This is a genomic window from Bariatricus sp. SGI.154, assembly GCF_050313795.1.
Taxonomy (GTDB): Bacteria; Bacillota; Clostridia; order Lachnospirales; family Lachnospiraceae; genus CAMBRQ01.
The window spans coordinates 1-18,823 of sequence record NZ_JBNPMC010000016.1 but is presented as its reverse complement, the minus strand read 5'-3'; the positions used below and the strand labels follow the sequence as shown (position 1 = coordinate 18,823).

18 protein-coding genes are annotated in these 18,823 nt (G+C 37.6%); 2 read left to right on the top strand and 16 right to left on the bottom strand.

The genetic code is table 11. The features are described 5' to 3' along the window. Positions 1–13 precede the first annotated feature (13 nt). The 7 genes from ACQRBN_RS08905 to ACQRBN_RS08875 form a co-directional block, all read right to left on the bottom strand. Positions 14–1,438, bottom strand: coding sequence for a L,D-transpeptidase family protein (locus tag ACQRBN_RS08905; protein WP_347375394.1), 1,425 nt, complete (start codon positions 1,436–1,438; stop codon positions 14–16). 1 nt (position 1,439) lies between these two features. Continuing rightward, positions 1,440–2,849, bottom strand: coding sequence for a sensor histidine kinase (locus ACQRBN_RS08900; protein WP_235250835.1), 1,410 nt, complete (start codon positions 2,847–2,849; stop codon positions 1,440–1,442). Positions 2,850–2,858: 9 nt separating this feature from the next. Then, positions 2,859–3,563, bottom strand: coding sequence for a response regulator transcription factor (locus tag ACQRBN_RS08895; protein WP_235250833.1), 705 nt, complete (start codon positions 3,561–3,563; stop codon positions 2,859–2,861). A 23-nt stretch (positions 3,564–3,586) separates the two neighbouring features. Then, the gene (locus ACQRBN_RS08890; RefSeq protein ID WP_347375393.1) at positions 3,587–3,814 is read right to left on the bottom strand and encodes a hypothetical protein; all 228 of its coding nucleotides are present in this window, start codon (positions 3,812–3,814) and stop codon (positions 3,587–3,589) included. Positions 3,815–3,931: 117 nt separating this feature from the next. Further along, entirely contained in the window at positions 3,932–4,237 is a 306-nt protein-coding gene (locus tag ACQRBN_RS08885; protein ID WP_235250829.1) for an ArsR/SmtB family transcription factor, read from the bottom strand. 93 nt (positions 4,238–4,330) lie between these two features. Further along, positions 4,331–6,214, bottom strand: coding sequence for a heavy metal translocating P-type ATPase (locus ACQRBN_RS08880; protein ID WP_235250827.1), 1,884 nt, complete (start codon positions 6,212–6,214; stop codon positions 4,331–4,333). A gap of 109 nt (positions 6,215–6,323) precedes the next feature. Further along, a complete protein-coding gene (locus ACQRBN_RS08875; RefSeq protein WP_235250825.1) occupies positions 6,324–6,542 on the bottom strand; it encodes a cation transporter in 219 nt (72 codons plus the stop codon). A 205-nt stretch (positions 6,543–6,747) separates the two neighbouring features. Between ACQRBN_RS08875 and ACQRBN_RS08870 the strand changes: the two genes are divergently transcribed. Continuing rightward, positions 6,748–7,746, top strand: coding sequence for a helix-turn-helix transcriptional regulator (locus tag ACQRBN_RS08870; protein ID WP_427738641.1), 999 nt, complete (start codon positions 6,748–6,750; stop codon positions 7,744–7,746). Between the two features lie 50 nt (positions 7,747–7,796). On the opposite strand, the gene ACQRBN_RS08865 is transcribed toward ACQRBN_RS08870, so the two are convergent. The 8 genes from ACQRBN_RS08865 to ACQRBN_RS08830 form a co-directional block, all read right to left on the bottom strand. Then, positions 7,797–8,195 carry a hypothetical protein gene (locus ACQRBN_RS08865; RefSeq protein WP_427738640.1) on the bottom strand — a complete coding sequence of 133 codons (399 nt, stop codon included), beginning with the start codon at positions 8,193–8,195 and terminating at the stop codon, positions 7,797–7,799. Between the two features lie 255 nt (positions 8,196–8,450). Further along, entirely contained in the window at positions 8,451–9,629 is a 1,179-nt protein-coding gene (gene hflK, locus ACQRBN_RS08860; protein WP_235250993.1) for an FtsH protease activity modulator HflK, read from the bottom strand. 17 nt (positions 9,630–9,646) lie between these two features. Beyond that, a complete protein-coding gene (gene hflC, locus ACQRBN_RS08855) occupies positions 9,647–10,543 on the bottom strand; it encodes a protease modulator HflC (protein ID WP_235250994.1) in 897 nt (298 codons plus the stop codon). 28 nt (positions 10,544–10,571) lie between these two features. Further along, the gene (hflK, locus tag ACQRBN_RS08850; RefSeq protein ID WP_235250995.1) at positions 10,572–12,113 is read right to left on the bottom strand and encodes an FtsH protease activity modulator HflK; all 1,542 of its coding nucleotides are present in this window, start codon (positions 12,111–12,113) and stop codon (positions 10,572–10,574) included. Positions 12,114–12,135: 22 nt separating this feature from the next. Next, positions 12,136–14,361: a peptidyl-prolyl cis-trans isomerase gene (locus ACQRBN_RS08845; RefSeq protein WP_347375390.1), complete on the bottom strand. Its 2,226-nt coding sequence runs from the start codon at positions 14,359–14,361 to the stop codon at positions 12,136–12,138. 229 nt (positions 14,362–14,590) lie between these two features. After that, positions 14,591–15,472: a ketopantoate reductase family protein gene (locus ACQRBN_RS08840; RefSeq protein WP_235251227.1), complete on the bottom strand. Its 882-nt coding sequence runs from the start codon at positions 15,470–15,472 to the stop codon at positions 14,591–14,593. Positions 15,473–15,911: 439 nt separating this feature from the next. Then, entirely contained in the window at positions 15,912–16,166 is a 255-nt protein-coding gene (locus tag ACQRBN_RS08835) for a hypothetical protein (protein ID WP_235251223.1), read from the bottom strand. A gap of 74 nt (positions 16,167–16,240) precedes the next feature. Continuing rightward, positions 16,241–16,864, bottom strand: a complete 624-nt coding sequence (locus ACQRBN_RS08830; RefSeq protein ID WP_235251222.1) for an L-2-amino-thiazoline-4-carboxylic acid hydrolase — start codon at positions 16,862–16,864, stop codon at positions 16,241–16,243. A 357-nt stretch (positions 16,865–17,221) separates the two neighbouring features. On the opposite strand from ACQRBN_RS08830, the gene ACQRBN_RS08825 reads away from it, so the two are divergent. Further along, the gene (locus tag ACQRBN_RS08825; protein ID WP_235251057.1) at positions 17,222–17,614 is read left to right on the top strand and encodes an ArsR/SmtB family transcription factor; all 393 of its coding nucleotides are present in this window, start codon (positions 17,222–17,224) and stop codon (positions 17,612–17,614) included. Between the two features lie 90 nt (positions 17,615–17,704). Here ACQRBN_RS08825 and hydE read toward each other — a convergent pair whose 3' ends face one another. Beyond that, on the bottom strand, positions 17,705–18,742 hold the full coding sequence (gene hydE, locus ACQRBN_RS08820) for a [FeFe] hydrogenase H-cluster radical SAM maturase HydE (RefSeq protein WP_347375389.1): 1,038 nt from the start codon (positions 18,740–18,742) through the stop codon (positions 17,705–17,707). Positions 18,743–18,823: the final 81 nt, after the last annotated feature.

Here is an 18,823-nt window from a genome sequence, read left to right as displayed (position 1 = left end):
TTGTATCTATTCATCAATAAATAATAATCGGATAACCTGCTTCAATCGTATCATAAATAATTTTTGCCTGTTCTTTAGGAAGATTGATGCAACCATGACTTCCCTTTGTCTTATATAACTCGCCACCAAATGCATCCTGCCAGTCCGCATCATGGAGTCCCTGTCCATACACAAACGGCATCCAATATTCCACTTCTACCTCATATCCATAAATATCACTGCTCAGTGTAAATGGCCTTGCTTTATATGCAATTGGCCATGACCCACGATACGTCTGTAATCCCTCACTAGGAAGTCCGCTGATAATATCTGTTTCTGTAACAAGCTTTCCATTTTTATAAAGCCATAAATATTGTTTATCTAAACTTACTTCTATGTAACTTCCCTGAAGATCATCACTTCCGTTCCTCCTCAACCCCTGTTTACTGTAAACCGGTTCTCGTTTTACATCACTACCACTCTTTATATCTTCTAACAACTTCTGCAATTCCGCATCTTTGTCAATCCAGTAACCATATTCATTTCCACTGATAATTACTTTTTCTCCAAAAGAAGTCTTAAAAGAACGAGGCACGTACATTGTGTTATATTTTGAAGACAATTCTTTAACAAAAGCTACTACGTCTTCTTCCTTAACACTTATACTGTCCCCACTGACAATTAACCATGAACATATTTTTTCATTGTCCAAAACTTCGACAGTATCGCCAAATATATAAGAAACCGTTGTTGTCCGGTATTGCAAAAGCTGTCTGTTTAATTCTTCTAATTTTCTATTTAGATCACTTTCTTCTGATGATACAGCTGTCTGATATACCTGACGATTTATTTTTATTTCTAAACGACTAGAGATCAGCTGTTCTTCAAAGTCTTCTGCTAAAGCATTATACACTTGTTCAACCAACTTCTTTTTGTCAATCTGATTACCTTGTATTTCATCCACTAAAATAAATGCTTCTTTCTGTTTGTCGTAAACGATATAAGCATCTGATGATTCTATTCGTTCTCCTAAATTGAAATCCTCGATATTCAAAACATCTTCCAACTTATTTTCCATTTTAATTTCATACTCTATCGAATAATTCTTTCTTTTTTCAATCAGGCCACGCTTTTGGTCTCTTTGTTTTTTTATTTTCAAAAGTTCTTTCTTCAATAAAGACGGCTCCAGTGCATATCCCATATTTCCCACTGTCGTCTCAAATATGTTTTTCCCATTTTCCTGGAAAACAACTTCTTTATTTCGAAATGTCTCTTCAATCTCTTTTACTGCCTGTTCCAGGGTACATTTCGAAATATCCATTCCATATATGGATATTCCGCATCCCATTGTTTCTTCATCCACCTTTTTTTCATAAATAGCCAGTACAATTCCAAGAAGCATCATACATAAAATACTACTCAGTAAAAAATATATTAACTTTAATTTTCTACATTTCATTTCATAACTTCGCCTCTTTTTCTATTCTTTTGGGCAAAGTAATAAAAAATAAGGTTCTTATGTCTCTGTTTTCTGCCCAAATTTTCCCACCGTGTCGTTCAACAATTGCTTTTGTTATTGACAATCCAATCCCCATTCCTCCAGTTTTTGAATTTCTCGATTTATCTACTCTATAAAAGCGCTCAAACAGATGTGGCAGACATTCTTTGGGAATTGGATTTCCTATATTTTCTACTTGGATTTCAATCATATAATCCATTTCTAAATACCTTATCCAAATGGCTGTTTGGGGTTCGGCATACCTTATTGCGTTACCAATTAGATTAACCATACATTGCATAATACGCGCCCTGTCTCCCCAAATTATATCGCCATGCTTTATACACAAGTTAAATGTCAGATTTTTCTTATCCAATTGAACATCAAAATTGTAGTATAACTGCTTACACATATCATAAAAATCAAAATCCTCGTATCTAAGTATTCCCTTCCGATTCTCCAACAAATACAGTTCCTGGAGTTGCTTCACAATCCCTGACAGTCTGAGAATCTCTTCTCTACAGCTTTCCAAACGTTCTCCTGTTGGCTCCCATATACCATCAATCATCGCTTCCAAATGACTCTGTATGTTGGTTAAGGGTGTCCTAAGCTCATGAGCTACATCCGCAGTAATCTGCTGCTTTTGTTCTTCCTCTTTTTTCAATGTTTGCGACATTTCATTAATTGCAGTAATCAGCTGTTGAGTCTCTGCAGTACGGCTTGTTACCAAAGACTTTACTCCATATTCACCATTCGCTATTTTTTCCGCCACCCGGACAGCATCTGAAATTGGTTCCGCTATTTTTCGTGCCATGATTCCTCCCATTATAATAGCTATTACAACAAACACCCCACCAATAACTACAAAACAGATGTTGAGATTATTCATCAAACGCAGTTCCTCATCAGAAAAAGAATACGGTCCATAATAGCCAACCGTAAGTTTTCCAACGCTTTTATTTTCATAAGACAGAGTATATATTTCTTCCTGATATTTACCCTGAAAATTAAAATATCTGCTACGCATATTACTCTCAGCATGTTCTAAAACAAGTTGACATTCTTCACTCTTGTGTGTTTGAATATCCCAATCCATTTCTCCACCTTTTGTTTCCAAATGGATAAAAACCCCATTTTGCATTGCAGCATTTCCTATAACTTCTACCTGTTCCTGACTAAAACTTCCAGTTTCCGCATCATATAAGTCCTGTAATTCATTCACGATATTGGATATTCTCTGTTCCTGCTGTCGTTTAGCATAATTTTCAAATTCTCTCTCCATATTAAATATAAACGCAACAGCAATGGAACAGATGACGGCAATAGAAATCAAAGAATATGTCAAAATCAATTTACTCTTAATGGTTTTCATATTCACCTCTTATAACACAAATTTATATCCAACACCGTACACTGTCACAAAATATCTAGGCATCTTTCCATCTGGTTCCACTTTCTGTCGTATACTTTTTATGTAAGTATCAATACTCCGATCATATCCCGCAAATTCATCCTCCAATGCATAAGATATAATCTGTTCCCTGCTAAATACACGGTTTGGTGACCTAACCAATAGTTCAAAAATTTTATATTCTGTCGGTGTAAGATGGATTTCCTCCCCCTGCTTTTCTACCTTCCGATATGTAAAATCCACTGTAATATAATGATTTCCTATGATTACAACATCCTGCTTATTTTCCTCCATCCTTTTCTGAGTGCGCCTTAACACCGTCTCTACTCTGGCCAATACATTCCTTGGACTAAAAGGCTTAACAATATAATCATCCGCACCAATCTGCAGACCCCTGACCATATTATTTTCTTCTATTTTTGCAGTCAACATAATGATAGGTATATCCTGCTTCTGATGAATCATCTGGCAGACATCTTCTCCCATAATATCCGGTAGCATCAAATCCAAAATAATCAAATCCGGCTTCAGTTCCTCTGCCGCCTCTATTGCTTTCTGTCCACTATGTACTGACTTTGTTTGATATCCTGCATTTTTTAAATATGCTTCCAACACTTCCGTAATCTTGATCTCATCATCTACAATCAATACCGTCCTTTTTTTTGTACTTTCCATTAGTTCCATATCCTGTCCTCGCTTCAATCTACCTCTATAATCGTAACTCTATAGTCCAATATAGATGTGATGGTAATAATCGCATTTATAATCCTCGGCATAGATACGTAATCTGCTTCAAGAATCATTTGCCCCGTCTCAAAATAAATTTCTATTTTATTTATTCCTACAATCTTCTTTAGTTCCTCACATATCCTATCTGCAGAATCTTTATTGTTCAGTCCCTGAATCATAAATATTCGCCTTTCCATAAAATAATCTCACCTCTCATATAGGAATATTTTCACATGTAACCTAATTAATCTTGTTCGTTTTACTATATCAGAATGATGTGGGGATTATGTGGAGATTAAGCTAATAAACTTTCACTATTTCCGGGCTGTAACAATTTCTATTCCTAACTTGGTAACCAAACTCACATGGCAATCAGATACAGAATAATATATCTGCTTGCCCTCTCTGCGTCTTCTTATGAGTTTATGAGCTTTTAATATATTTAACTGATGGGATACCGTAGACTGTGATGCATTGAGATAACCTGTCAACTCACTGACACAAATTTCTCTGTCAGACAGCAAAAAAAGTAACTGAAGCCTTGTAGGTTCACCCAACACCTTAAAAAATTCAGCCAATTGACTATAATCAACCTGAACCGTATCGTATACATTTTTCATTTGTATATTTATTCTCCTAAAAAAGGCGCAGTCTTTTGGTGTCTGCGCCTATATATTTAAGTTTATTACAAGTCAAACATTAATCGTTAATTATCATAGATTGTGTACTCTCAAAGCACGTATTGCATTCAATACTGCGATTACTGTCACCCCTACATCAGCAAAAATTGCCATCCACATATTTGCAATACCAACCACACCCAAACCAAGGCAAACAAATTTTACAACTAAAGCAAATACAATATTCTGATAAACTATAGAGATGCACTTTCTAGAAATTTTAATCCCTTTAGCAATCTTCATTGGATCATCATCCATTAATACCACATCTGCTGCTTCTATAGCCGCATCGGATCCCATTGCTCCCATAGCAATTCCTATGTCGGCACGTCCAAGCACCGGAGCGTCATTGATGCCATCGCCTACAAAAGCTAGCTTCGCTTTTTTCCCTTTCTGTTCTAACAATCGTTCCACTTGAGTAACCTTATCGCTAGGCAGTAATTCACTGTGGACTTCATCTATGCCAAGGTCAGAAGCAACTTTTTCAGCAACCCTCTTTGCGTCTCCTGTAAGCATAACAGTCTTTTCAACTCCAGCTTTTTTCAATTCCGCAATTGCCTTTTTAGAATTTGGCTTTTCAATATCAGAGATTACAATATGACCAGCATATGCCCCATCAATTGCTACATGAATGATAGTTCCAACTGAATGGCAGTCCACATACGGAATATTCAGCCTTTTCATCAACTTAGGATTACCGACCGCCACTTCAATGCCGTCTACTTTTGCGATCAATCCATGTCCGCTGATTTCTTCAATATCTGTCACACGACTACGGTTAATTTCTTTTCCATAGGCCCGCTGAAGGCTCTTGCTAATCGGATGGGAGGAAGAACATTCTGTCAAAGCTGCGTATTCTAAAAGTTTCTCCTGCTCCATCTCATTGTGATGAATACCGCTCACCTCAAATACTCCTTGAGTCAGTGTCCCTGTCTTGTCAAAAACTACAACTTTCGTCTGGGATAATGTTTCCATATAATTTGAGCCTTTAATCAGAACACCTTCTTTGCTGGCTCCACCTATTCCAGCGAAAAAACTGAGTGGCACACTAACTACTAATGCACACGGACAGCTAATTACAAGAAATGTAAGCGCACTATAAATCCAGTTTGCCCAGTTTGCCGCATTTCCTGTAATTAAATTAAAAACAGGTGGTAAAACTGCCAGCAACAGTGCAGCAATACATACTGCTGGTGTATAAATTTTTGCAAATTTAGAAATAAAATTCTCCGAATGTGACTTACGAGAGCTAGAATCCTCCACTAGCTGCAAGATTTTAGAAACTGTTGATTCTCCAAATTCTTTTGTAGTCTGGATTTTCAGTACCCCTGTCATATTGATACATCCACTGATTACCTCGTCTCCCTCACCGGCCTCTCTTGGCATGCTTTCTCCGGTAAGTGCGCTGGTGTTCAAAGCTGAAGTTCCTTCTATGATAACTCCATCAATAGGAACTTTTTCACCCGGCTGTACCACGATCACGTTTCCAATACCAACCTCATCTGGATCAACCTTTTTCAACTTCCCATCACGTTCAATATTTGCATAATCTGGTCTGATGTCCATGAGGGCAGTAATGTTTCTGCGGCTTTTACCCACAGCGTAACTTTGGAACAATTCTCCTACTTGATAGAACAGCATAACAGCAATTGCTTCACTATAATCACCACTCTTTTCATAAGTAGCAAGTGCAATAGCACCGACTGTCGCCACAGCCATCAAAAAATTTTCATCAAACACCTGACCGTTCACAATTCCCTTTCCGGCCTTCCGTAATATATCATAGCCAATCACCAAATATGTCGCCATATAAAGTACTATATTTATAAATCCATTAAACGGCAGGAGTTTTAAACCTACCACCATGACCGCCGAAATAAGAATCCGAACCAGCATTTTTTTCTGCTTCTTTGTCATAACGAAGCCTCCTTTCAATTTAATATTTGCTTATTTGTTGAATTATATACTTCAAATCAGCGCCCCTTCCGCTTTCTGCATCCGGAGCGCCATAAAATACTGCTTCTAACTAAATCTCAATTTCACAGTCAGGTTCTACTTTCCTACAGGCTTTTAAAACTTCTTTCATTACCTGCTTTGCATCCTTGCCTTCTTCAAACTCTACAATCATCTTCTGAGTCATAAAATTAACTGTAGCAGAAGCAACACCAGCTGTTTTTCTTGCTGCATCTTCCATTAAATTAGCACAGTTGGCACAATCAACTTCAATCTTATAGGTTTTCTTCATTACAAATTCTCCTTTTCACTTTTTAGATTTAACCATTAAGCACTTGTTTAATTGTTATGTTTGTAGTATAATTACTGCACAAATGGAAGTCAACAGGTTGCAGACAGTCCCTTCCAAAATGGATAAAAACATTTCTAAAAAGGATATTTTTAAACAGTAGATATTGATAATCTGACTATTAATTATCAGAAAGACGAGGTGCCTTTTGTATAACGAATATATTACACAAATCAAGAATGAACTCATAAATATCCCGGACGGAATCCTTTTTGAACAGACATATCCCTGCATAGATACTCCTGTCTGTTCTGAACACCTTGATACGCTTCCAAATGGTAAGGGCAAAAAAATTTCATGGAAATTATTGACTGGAATTACTATTATTTTTCAAGATTATTTAGCAGAACAGATTTCCTGTAACCACAAACCAGAAAAGGAACTTTTGGAAATTAACTATTGTCGCTATGGACGAATCGGCTGGAATATGAAAAACGGTCGTTCCATCTACCTTGGTCCTGGTGATTTCTCACTTCACACAAGGCAACTATGCGCCGGTTCCGTCATGACTCTGCCCAGCGGTCATTATGAAGGACTTACTGTCTGCATTGATCTTTCACAATTTGATCAGGCACCCCCAGAACTCTTAAGAGGGACAAAAATAACAGGGCAGATGCTTTCGGAAAAATTTTGCTCTCGTGGAAATTTCTCCTTACTTACAGGCAATGAAAAAACAGAAGCAATCTTTTCTGGATTTTATAATTTATCCGAAAATCTCAGGAAACAATATTTCATATTGAAATCCCTCGAGCTACTTCTCTATCTTAGTGAATTTAAAATCACTTCCGGAAAAGAACCAGGGAAATACCAGTCGGAACAGGTGGAAATTATCCGCCAAATCCATGATTACCTTTTACAGAACATAAACCACCGGATAACAATTGAAGAGTTATCAAAACAGTATCTAATGAACCCTACAACTTTGAAATCTGTATTTAAAGCAGTATATGGAGATTCTCTTGCTGCACACATGAGAGAGCACCGACTAGAAAAAGCTGCTATACTGCTTACCGAAACCAATAACAGCATCTCACAGATTGCTAAAGCAGTCGGTTATACAAGCCAGAGCCGCTTTTCTACAGCTTTTCATGAAGTATACCAAATGCTTCCGTTGGAATATCGAAGAATTCATTCCAACATTCACTAAAATATATATTTCTTAATAAAAAGCAGACCATAAGGATAATCAGACAGTAGCTAATTATCTTTATGGTCTCTATTATATCTTACTTCCAATACTCCACTCATTTTATATATATTTGTCAGTAAAGCCTGTTTTTCAGCTTTTGACTTAATCAATACATGATAATAATATTCACAGCTTTTATTTTTTTCAGATGTCCTTATCATGATCAATTCCTTCGATATGGTAAATTGTTTTATAACTACATCAAAATTTATTTTATCCATCCGTTCTTCTGGAACTGTAATCTTCATCATGTATTCTTTATCGTCTGTTTCCAAACTCCCTTTAAGTATGTGATACCTCGTCATGATAACAGCAAACCCAATAAGAATCATGACTATAGCAAACACTATTATCACCAAAATTACAATCTCTTTATATAACAGCATAATGATGGTCTGTACTGTCATGGAATAATTCCCAATGGCAGTACTAGATCTTCCTTACTATCCTCCTCTCTATCAATTTGATAATTTACCCAAGGTTATTCTGTATGTATTAGTTTAAAACTATTTCACAATAATGAAATCTCATAGGGCAGATGGGATTGAAAACATGTGGTTGCATAATCTCTATCTACTCAAACCCCTTCTTTCCCATCTATTGCCCCTTTATATAAACATCAGACATATTATTTTATGCATGCCGATGGAATTGCTTATATGTTAATTTCCCGAATCCTGTGCTTGCACCCCAGAGCTATCTGTAATATTCATACCACTTTGAAGACTCGGGTCAAACAGTTTCACATCCACATTACCACCTGATGAATCAACAATATACATCTTTACTGTTGGAAGAATCTTATCCAATGTCTCCAGAAGCAATCTGTATTTTGTCGTATCCTCCGTATAAATTGCAGAATTATTCTGGTATTCTTTTAGCATACTCAGGAATTTTTCAGTATCACCTGTTGCGCGCGAAATCTGTTCTTCCTTATAAGCCTCCGCCGCAGAAATTTTTTTCTCTGCATCAGCACGCGCTTGTGGAATCAAGCTGTTAGAATAACCATTTGCTTCGTTAATAGCTGTTTCTTTCTCCTCTTTTGCAGTTGTAACATCCAAGAAGGCATCTGATACTTCACCCGGTGGAACAATTGACTTAATATTAAAAGCCGTAATTTGCATACCTGAATCATATTTATCTAAAATATTCTGTGCAATTTGCAAAATATTGTTCTGTGCTACAACCTTTTCCGAACTTAGTACATCATCCACGGCAGTGTTTGCCATCATTCGTACAAGAGCAGATTCAACACTGTAACGTACCAATTGCTCACTGCTCCCATTGATGTTATACAAAAATTTGGCTGCATCCACTACTTTATAATGAACAACTGCCTGTGTCGTAATGATATTCTCATCACCTGTTAACAACTGAATCGCCTGCGGTTCTTCCTCTGGCTGATGTACATGTTCCGGTAGCGACATCCCTACATCAGCTCGTCTTACTTCTGATACATTTACCTTTTGCACCTGGTCAATCGGGAATGGTAATCTATAGTGTAATCCTTCCTCCACCGGCTGTACCTGCACCACTCCAAATCGTCGAATGACAGCTTGTTCTCCAGGACTAACAATATATATTCCTGTTAGCAAATATATAACAACTACCGCACCTCCAACAGCCAGAATCGCTTTTCTAGGATTAATATGACCAAATGCATTTTTCAAATCATTTATAGTATTCCCACCGGTTCCTCGGAATATCTTCTTTATTATAACTGTAATTTTTCTCACAGTTCGGCCTTCTTTTCCATTTATTTTTCCAGCTAGTTTCTTCCCTTTTTCTAAGAAGCTTTCGCCTTTTTTATCTGGGGAAACTCTTTTTTTTCGTTTCCACATAGCCTGTCCTCCTCGCCTTATTTTGAACTACCACCTAGATACTTCAAGATTTCCGCCGTGGACGGTAATATCAAAGTAGTATTTCCATCTATCGTTTTTTCGTAAGTCTCCAAGGTACGGATAAATTCATAAAAATCAGGATCTTTCTGGAATGCCTCTCCATAAATTCTAATAGCTTCCGCATCACCCTCTCCCTTGATTTGTTGCTCTTTTTTATAAGCTTCAGCTAAAATAAGCTGTTGCTCTTTTTCTGCATCAGAACGTATATTTGACGCTTGTTCACTTCCTTCTGCACGATATTTTTGTGCCATCTGTTCCCGCTCTGCACTCATTCTGTCGTAGACACTTTGCTTATTTGCTTCTGGAAAATTCAATACACGAATCTGTGCGTCCACAACTTCTATTCCATAATCTGCCGCCTGATCTTTCGCATATACCACTACTTCTTCTGTCATTTTATCTAGTTCCAATTTCTGTTCATCTGTATTAACAAGCTGTTCCAGATTATATTTTCCCATTTGCACTCCTAGACTTGAAGAAAATACATCCATAAGCCGTGATTCTGCACCCACTTGATTTTTCACCGTTTTCAAGAATGCTATCGGGTCTACTATCTTCCATGTTCCATAATAATCCAATGCCACACTTTTCTTATCCAGTGTTAGTAGTTCTATAGAAGAAGTCTGATATACCTGTACCCTCTTATCAAGATACTGAACTGACTGGATAGGATCCGGAAGTTTCACTTTCAAGCCTGGATTTTCATCCACTCTTACCGGATTTCCAAACTGTGTCACTACCGCATATTGAGTAACATCCACCTTGTAAACTACAAGAGCCGCTACAAAAATTACTATTGTCAACAGACCTCCAACTATCATATGTTTAGATATTCTTTTCTTTATTTTTATCATCTCGATTACCTCCACCGTTTTTTCACATCTATTCCTCCGATTGTGTTGATGCATTCTTCTGGTTTGCAATCCATAGTTCTGCGTTATCAACATTAACACCTACTCCTAATAGCACCTTTTGTACATTTGGCAAGACCTTATCCATCGCTTCCATATACATCCGGAACTCAGTAACCCCCTTTGACTTCGCATATTCCTGCTGTCTTGCAGTGAACAGGGACGCATCTCCTTCCGCTGTACTGATTTTATTCTGTTTATAACTCTCTGCATCAGCTACCAGTTTATAAGCGTCTGCATTGGCCTGTGGAATAATCGTGTTTTTATAAGCCAATGCATCATTGATGTATATACTCTTATCTTGCCGTGCTGTTGCTAAATCCTGAAAACTTGCCATTACACTTTCCGGCGGATCTGCCTGTACAAGCTGTACATTGACAATTTCTATACCTGTACCATTCTTTTCCATCACAGCTTCCAAAAGCCCTTTTGCACTTTTTTCAATATCTGTTTTTCCTTCTGTAAGAATATAATCAATTGTACTCTTTCCTACTATTTTACGTATGCTTGTGGTTGCTCCTGACTGAATCAGCAACTCGGCATCAGATACATTCAACACATAATCCGATGTGTCATTAATCCGATAATTTACCACTAGGTTGACATTAACCAAGTTTGTATCTCCAGTCAGAAGTTCCTGTACCCCTACCTCAATCTTCTGAACATTATCTGACTTTATAATACTAACCTCTTCAAACGGAGCTGGCAGTCGATAATGAATCCCAGGCGTTACTTTTTCGTTCACAACAGCTCCAAACCTGCGAACAACTCCGGTTTCATCTAAACCCACAAAATAGATTCCGGACAAAAGATAGGCAGCGGTCAGCACACCAGCTATACCGGCAATCATCTTCTTATTTCCATGAAAACCATGCACATGTCCCATATGTACATCCGTCCTCTGTTCCATTTCTGGATGTAGCAGCATAGACAAATTAGATGTAAATATTTCATAGCCTGATATCATCAGTAATACCATTGCAACAACCGCAGAGATCTTATCCAGATCCGGCATTCCAAACAAGGAACCTACGATTCCCACTAACACAGCTATAGAGCAGTACATATCCATTTTTGAATGGTAACCATCCGCTATAAGGCTTGACGACCCTGTTTGCTCTCCTACATAAATTTTGTACCTTGCCATGAAATAATTAATTGCTACTCCGACAAAAGCTGCAGCCGCTACAAATGGCACATATTTAAGCTCTGTCTGTTCCCCGCTTAATGCATCAGACAAGATTTCTATTCCCATAATAAATATAAATACTGATACAAAAATTGCGAGTAAATGTTCCAACTTTTTAGATGCCAACCGTAGTTTTTCTGTGCCATGTCTCGCTGCCATCAGTCCGGCAAATACTACACTTGTCACGAAAACATCCGTAAATGAATGCCATGCGTTTGCCTCCAGTCCTATGCTCCCCGATATTTTTGCTAGGAAAAACCGCAGTACAATCAAAATGATATTTGCAATAAGCGTTATGAATATCGTTTTTTCCTTTCTGCCCATTTTTCTCTCCTTTCAAATGTGTCTATGTGTTATTTTTTTCTTCTTTTAGAAGTTTCTTTAATGTTCTGTTATATATTTTAAACTCCGCCTCTTCCAGCATTTTCTCTTCCATGTCCTGTATCTGCCGATCATGTTCCTGCTCTTGTAAATGACTCTTTATTCCTTCCGACAATTCCTCCAAAGATGCAAGGTTCTCCTCCATGCGATTTCTTACATAAAAAATGTAATATCCTTTATTGTAATCCAGCACTTCGCTAAATTCCCCCTTTTTCAGAGAAAAAACAACATCTGATATTTCCTGCACCATATGACCTTTATCGAAGGTACCAGAAAGCTCCCCACCGGAAGATGCAGAAGAATCCTCCGAATACTTTTTTGCCACCTCCGCAAAATCCTCTCCATCACGTACGGAAGCAAGCGCTTCATTTGCCTTTGTCAAAGCCTGCTCTTTTTTCTCCCCATTTGTTCCCTGATCAATCCAGATCATGCTCAATTCCACAGTAGCAGGCGTTGTTAAGAGTTCTTTATTTTCCTCATAATATTTTGCAATTTCTTCTTCCGTAGGCTCTTTCAAGTTTGCATCCACTTCCTCCTGATGCATGACTTGGTAAAGATACTGTATTTTCAGTTCTTCAAAATCATGTGTTTTACTGCCGTCCGAAGAAGCACCGTCCTCACTTTTTTCAAGTAAGAGTTCTTTTGCAATGATTTGCTCTACAAGTTTTTTTCTTGATTCATAAGTCAAAAGTTTCTGTCTATAAACTTCCGAGAGTTCTTTGAATTCCGTATAGAATTCACCTAAAGTGTATCGTCTGCTATGAACAGAAAAGAGCATATCATTTTTTCTTTCTGTATATTCTTTATCCATTTTTTCCAGCATAAGGGTTCCTTTGATTTTATCCGAAACCTCTGAAATAGGTTTGGTCCCGGTTGCCTGCTTTTTATCCAGCTTCAGAATACTTACCGTTCCATCTGTATTCACAATAGGATCGCTGACTTCCCCTTCCTTCATTTCCCAGATAACAGCTTTTGTACTACCGTCATCTGTCCCTTTTGTCAGAGTTCCCTTTGTCACTTTCCCTGATTGTGAAAAAGCTGTCGCCACATCTTGAAAACTTTCACCTCCTTTAATCCTACGTATCGCTTTATTCGCTATGTCAGCTTTTTCCTTAGCTATTTTAAACTCACTGTATTCAGCCTTTTCTTCCGTCCGATATTGTTCCAGGTTAACATTATAATAGTTTTTTATCTCTTCATCCGTCGGAGAGTCTATTTGTAGCACTTCAAAGTTGACTTGCAGACCTGCTGTTTTTTTCAACTCTTCAATATAATCACTTATAAAACTCTCATCTTTTTGATTCGACAATGTCTGGCGAATTTCATCCTCCACCTCTTCAAATGTCTTGCCATCAAAATCCTTCTGGTTTTTATTGTAATATTCTTGCACTTCTAGCTTTGGAATAGATTCCGGAACAATATTATCTTCATGCAAATCTGCCATATATTGCTCTACCGTAGCGTCATTCAGCAAATCCTCCATCCCATGCTGCACTTCTTCACGGTTTGTAATTCCTTTTTTCTCCGCCCAGTCATTGACAATCTTCTCTACTGCCAGCTTGGTAACCATTTGCTGATAACCGTTAAGTGAATCAATAGGATGAACTTCGCATTCCTCTGTGGAATCGCATTTTGAATGATCATATCCATGAGTTGGGCAAAAAATATGTTCCTGTTCTTTTGCTGATTCAACTTCAATAAATTGATTCAACTGATCAATAGTTATATTGTTACCGTTATATGAACCCACCACGTCAGGTTTTGGAGGTCGAGACTCAACTAAATCCGGAAGGAACTTCCACACAAGTCCACCAACGACCCAAAATATAGTCACTGCTATTCCTATAATCTTCCACCTTGTATTGCGTTTGGTTGGCGTTTTATTTAATTCAAAATCATCTAATGAATCAGATAGTACCTGCTCTATCTCTTCAAGATTAATATTTTCTATCTGAAGCGGCGTATCCTCCTGATTTCTCTGAAAGTTTTTTTCTTCATTTCTATTTGTAATATCGTCATATATTTTCTCTGCCTGTTCTTTCCCTTGTTCTTTAGATTTTTTCTTGATTCCAAGAACATGTAATAAATCAGAAACTACCGATTCCTCATTATTTTCATCCAAATTACTTTTTTTTATCTCTTGATTATTGCTGTTCTCCTGAATGTCTGGATTTCTCTCCTTATCCTCCATTTCAATCCCTCCTGTAAGCATTCGTGAAGTGTAAAAATAGTATAAATAATGAATGTGGGAATATTATGGGGAAATTATGAGGATAATATGGTAATTACGAAAAAGACTCTTAAAATGATCTATCCAAACTAAATAAAATCCCAGAATATCCTCTGGGATTTTATTATGGATTTCCATCCTCGAAATATTTCCATGACTAAAACATATGGATTCTATCGCAATATTTAATTTATGCTAAACTGCTTTTAATATATCTATAAAACTGTTCATGTAGCTGCCTCATCTCATCTGGCGCTTTCATTGAATGTTGATACATGAACATATTTCCAAATTTGCTTCTGAACACGAAACTCAATCCCATGCTCAATATAGAAACCGGTGCAAGACGAAAGAAATTCATTTTGGGCGGAGATAATTCTATTCCCAATTTATGAAGTGCTGAAAAATTACGCTGCATTTGTTTTGCAGTATAGAGCATCACTTTTCCGTCATACCCCGCCTTTTCTGGGTTGTCTGCCATATAATAAGCATCCGCAATAGGTACAACCATTGCCAAGTGACTCAATTGCCAGGCATGCATATCCTGAACAATCTGATACGGTATATTAGCTTGCTTAAAGAGAGATGCCAATTTCAACAATCTTTCCGTTTTTTCTCCCGAAATCTCAGCAAAAGTTGTTTTCTGAATAAGCCTCGGAGTAAGAGCTGCGTGAAGCACATTTTCATCAAAACTTCCGCCCGCCCCCGGAAACGCAGGAACAATTCTGCCTTTTCCACAAATTTCTTCCCAATTACTATATGGTTCCAGTGTGTTGACCATTGTAACAATATTAGGGCTACAATTATTCTTTAGCTCCCTTAATGCAATATAGACTTGATTTTCTCTGACAGGCAAAAAAATAAAGTCATATAAATCGTCATCTTCCAATTTATCAATGATCGTTAATTCCGCTTTCAGAATGCTATTATCCTTAGAGTACAGCAATCCATTTTTCTTTAGAATTTCCAGCCGCTGTCCTCTTGCGTATATGCAAACATGGTGTCCGGCATCACTGAACAATGCCGCATATAAACACCCGATAACGCCAGCTCCATAAACAAGTAATTTCATCGCACAAAAACCTCTCTAATTTTTGACCAGTTTACTTAATTCTGATTATGCTACTTAGCGTAGCAAGCAATATATCTATTATTTTGCGAGTGAACGACCAATGATATATACTCCAACAGACATCTCTCCAACAGATATCCCTGCCATTAATCTGGACAGAAAATCTGTTCCGCCAAACAACCTGGAAAAAGCGAACAATGCGATTCCCATTACTATCAACAGTATACCAAATATGTACATTTCCTGTTTTCTAGCTACTGTATCCACCCAATCATGTCTAATATTTGTTCTTCGCTAAACTCTCGAATACTACTATCCGCTTTACCATTCATTAACTCGGATATGGTAATGCCAAGCTCCTGGCATAACATTTTTCTTTTGCCCACGAGAGGTAAGTCGGAACAATCGTATTGAGCGATTGTTTTACATAGGTAATATCCTATGTAGAAATTTCACCGATTTTTTGAAACGCACTTCCGACGACCTCCGTATCGCCTATGGCAATCATTGCCCATGCATTGTCACCGAGAGCGAAGTATTTACCAACAGATAATGCACCCACAGCAGGAAAATCGCCGATTGCAATTGCACCGAGGGAAATGATGCCAAAGCTAATTGCCCAGGTTGCAAATACTTCGATGAAAAAACAGCCTGTTAACAAAATACCAAGGGCAAACATAGCGATAGAAAGCAAACATCACACCGAAAGGCAAAATTTCATATTGTGAAAATCTACCTTGAGAACTCTTTATTACAATAAGTACTTTTTTAGGATTTTCTTGTCCAATGGCAGTCGCAGCATGGTTCTCCACCAGCTAGTGTGAATTTACGAATAAATGTACTACCACTTAATTCTGCCATATCATAATCATAAGTACACATTGCCGGGCAAATCTCTGGTATATCCAACAGCTTCAACAAGTACAATATACCACAGTGGGTAAAAATAGCTGAGTAACAGTTAATGTTCCTCCCCGTTTCGTAACGAAAACACCATGTATAAGGATTTCTTTCTGACCGCCTCACACTTTCCTCACCTTGTCGTTTCAACTTTGCCTGCGCTTTTGGCGTGTACTTGCTACCCAATTTAAGGAAACACTTCATAATCATATTGTTGGTCATGGCATGATGATAAAAGTCGGTAACTTGTTCAAGGTTTGGTTTCTCTTCCAATTCCAGATATACCGATGCCAGCATTGCTGCACTCAAAATATTCGTAAGAAAAGGATCTCCTTTTTCAAATTCTGGTATATCTACTAAAATATTCTGATAGCATTTCCTGGCCTTTGCCATTACTTTTCGTGGATTCTCTTTGCTCATACGATACATTTCTCGCATAAAAGAACCCTGAAAGCACCGCCACATAGCTTGTGGCATTAGCCCATTCTTCATTTTCTTATTCCCCTCCCTTTTCTTCAAAAACTAAAATGTAACATATTCCCAGTACACTAATTCAATGATTGCTTTTTTGTTGTATTTTTCTGACAAATGCATCCTTTGTTCATCGTGACATTCTAAACGAGTTCTTTTTGGAGTTCGCATGAACAATTAAACAACCTTTTAACTAACGTTACTTCACTATATAATTCTGGCAAATACAAGTCAATAGTGTAACATAATAAACCTTCCATTTGGGCGAATATAATTTCCATTTGGGCTATTCTATTCAAAATTTAAGCACTTGTTTAATTGATTTGAATATGGTAGAATCTACTTGCACACAGATAAGAAACGAAAGGAGTCATTGTAATGTCTGCAGATATTTTGCCTCACCATCATCATAATAATCAAGAAGTAACTCAGTTGAAAACAACATTAGATAAAACAGATACTTTTCAAACTGTTGCAGATATGTTTAAGCTACTTGGGGATAGCAGCAGAATTCGTATTTACTGGTTGTTATGTCACTGCGAAGAATGTGTTATCAATATCTCTGCACTGGTTGATATGACAAGTCCAGCAGTATCGCATCACCTGCGCCAGCTAAAAGACAAAGGATTGATTGTCAGCAGGCGAGATGGAAAAGAAGTATATTATAAAGCTGCGGATACAGAGCAAAGCCATCTTCTACATCTGACGATAGAGAAAATAATGGAAATCACTTGCCCGGAATCTGCACATTTTTTGAAAGGAACAAAGTAGAATACCAGAAGATTGCTCCTCTGGTATCTTATTTATTTAATCAACGATTATTCTTTCTATCAACAAAACTATAATTAAGCTCTTTACCTATTATCCAATCGCATCTCCCCGCTCTTCTACCAAACGGTATCCGACGCTCTCTACTCTCTTTTGGAGACACTGTCTACACTCAGCCGCTTCATCACCAGTACAAATCTTATTATCGTACAATTCATACAACTTACGTTTCTCTATCGGTGACAAGTTAGGCATCACTACATTCGCTCCGACAGCAAGTCCCTTCTCTCTTCCCAGCGGATCCACCGTCCCCAATGCGGTAGTTGCCGGAAGGAGAATCTTGGGAAACATAATTCGGATAACTGCCAACAGAAACAATGTCATTTGGAAGCTTCCTACTGTTTCGCTATCATATATTGTATCATGATGAGGAATAAATGGACCAATCCCCACCATTTCGGGATGAAGTTCCTGCAAAAACACCAAATCTTTTGCAAGGTGAGACATTGTCTGTCCTGGAATTCCCACCATAAAACCAGCTCCTACCTGATATCCAAGTTCTTTCAAATTATATAGGCATTGTTTTCTATTCTTATTGCTCATGGATGTAGGATGCAGTAAATGATACAATTCTTTATCCGCTGTCTCATGCCGTAGCAGATATCGATCTGCTCCTGCATGACGAAATTTTCGATAACTCTCATATGATTTTTCTCCGATAGATAAAGTAACAGCACATTCTGGAAATTGTTTTTTAATATCTTGAATAATTTCTACTATATACGCATCTTTATACCACGGATCTTCTCCGCCCTGCAATACAAACGTGCGATACCCGAGAGCATAACCGCTCTGACAGCATGCAAGAATCTCTTCCTTAGTAAGGCGATACCGTATGATATTACAATTATCTCTCCGAATACCACAATAGTAGCAGTTATTCCTACAGTAATTGGTAAATTCTATCACCCCTCTGGTATGTACCTTATTTCCATAATATGTTTTTCTAATCTGGACCGCTTCATCTTTAAGCCTAGCAAATACTACTTCATCGTTCCAATATTCAAGTAGCTTAATATACTCTTCCTCTGTAAGACTGTGCTGTTCTAGAAATTTATCTATTACTACCATACCCGTCACCTATCTACTTCACTCGTTACTTTTACTACAAGTATAATCATCCAGAAAATTATATTTCGCACCATCCATCTG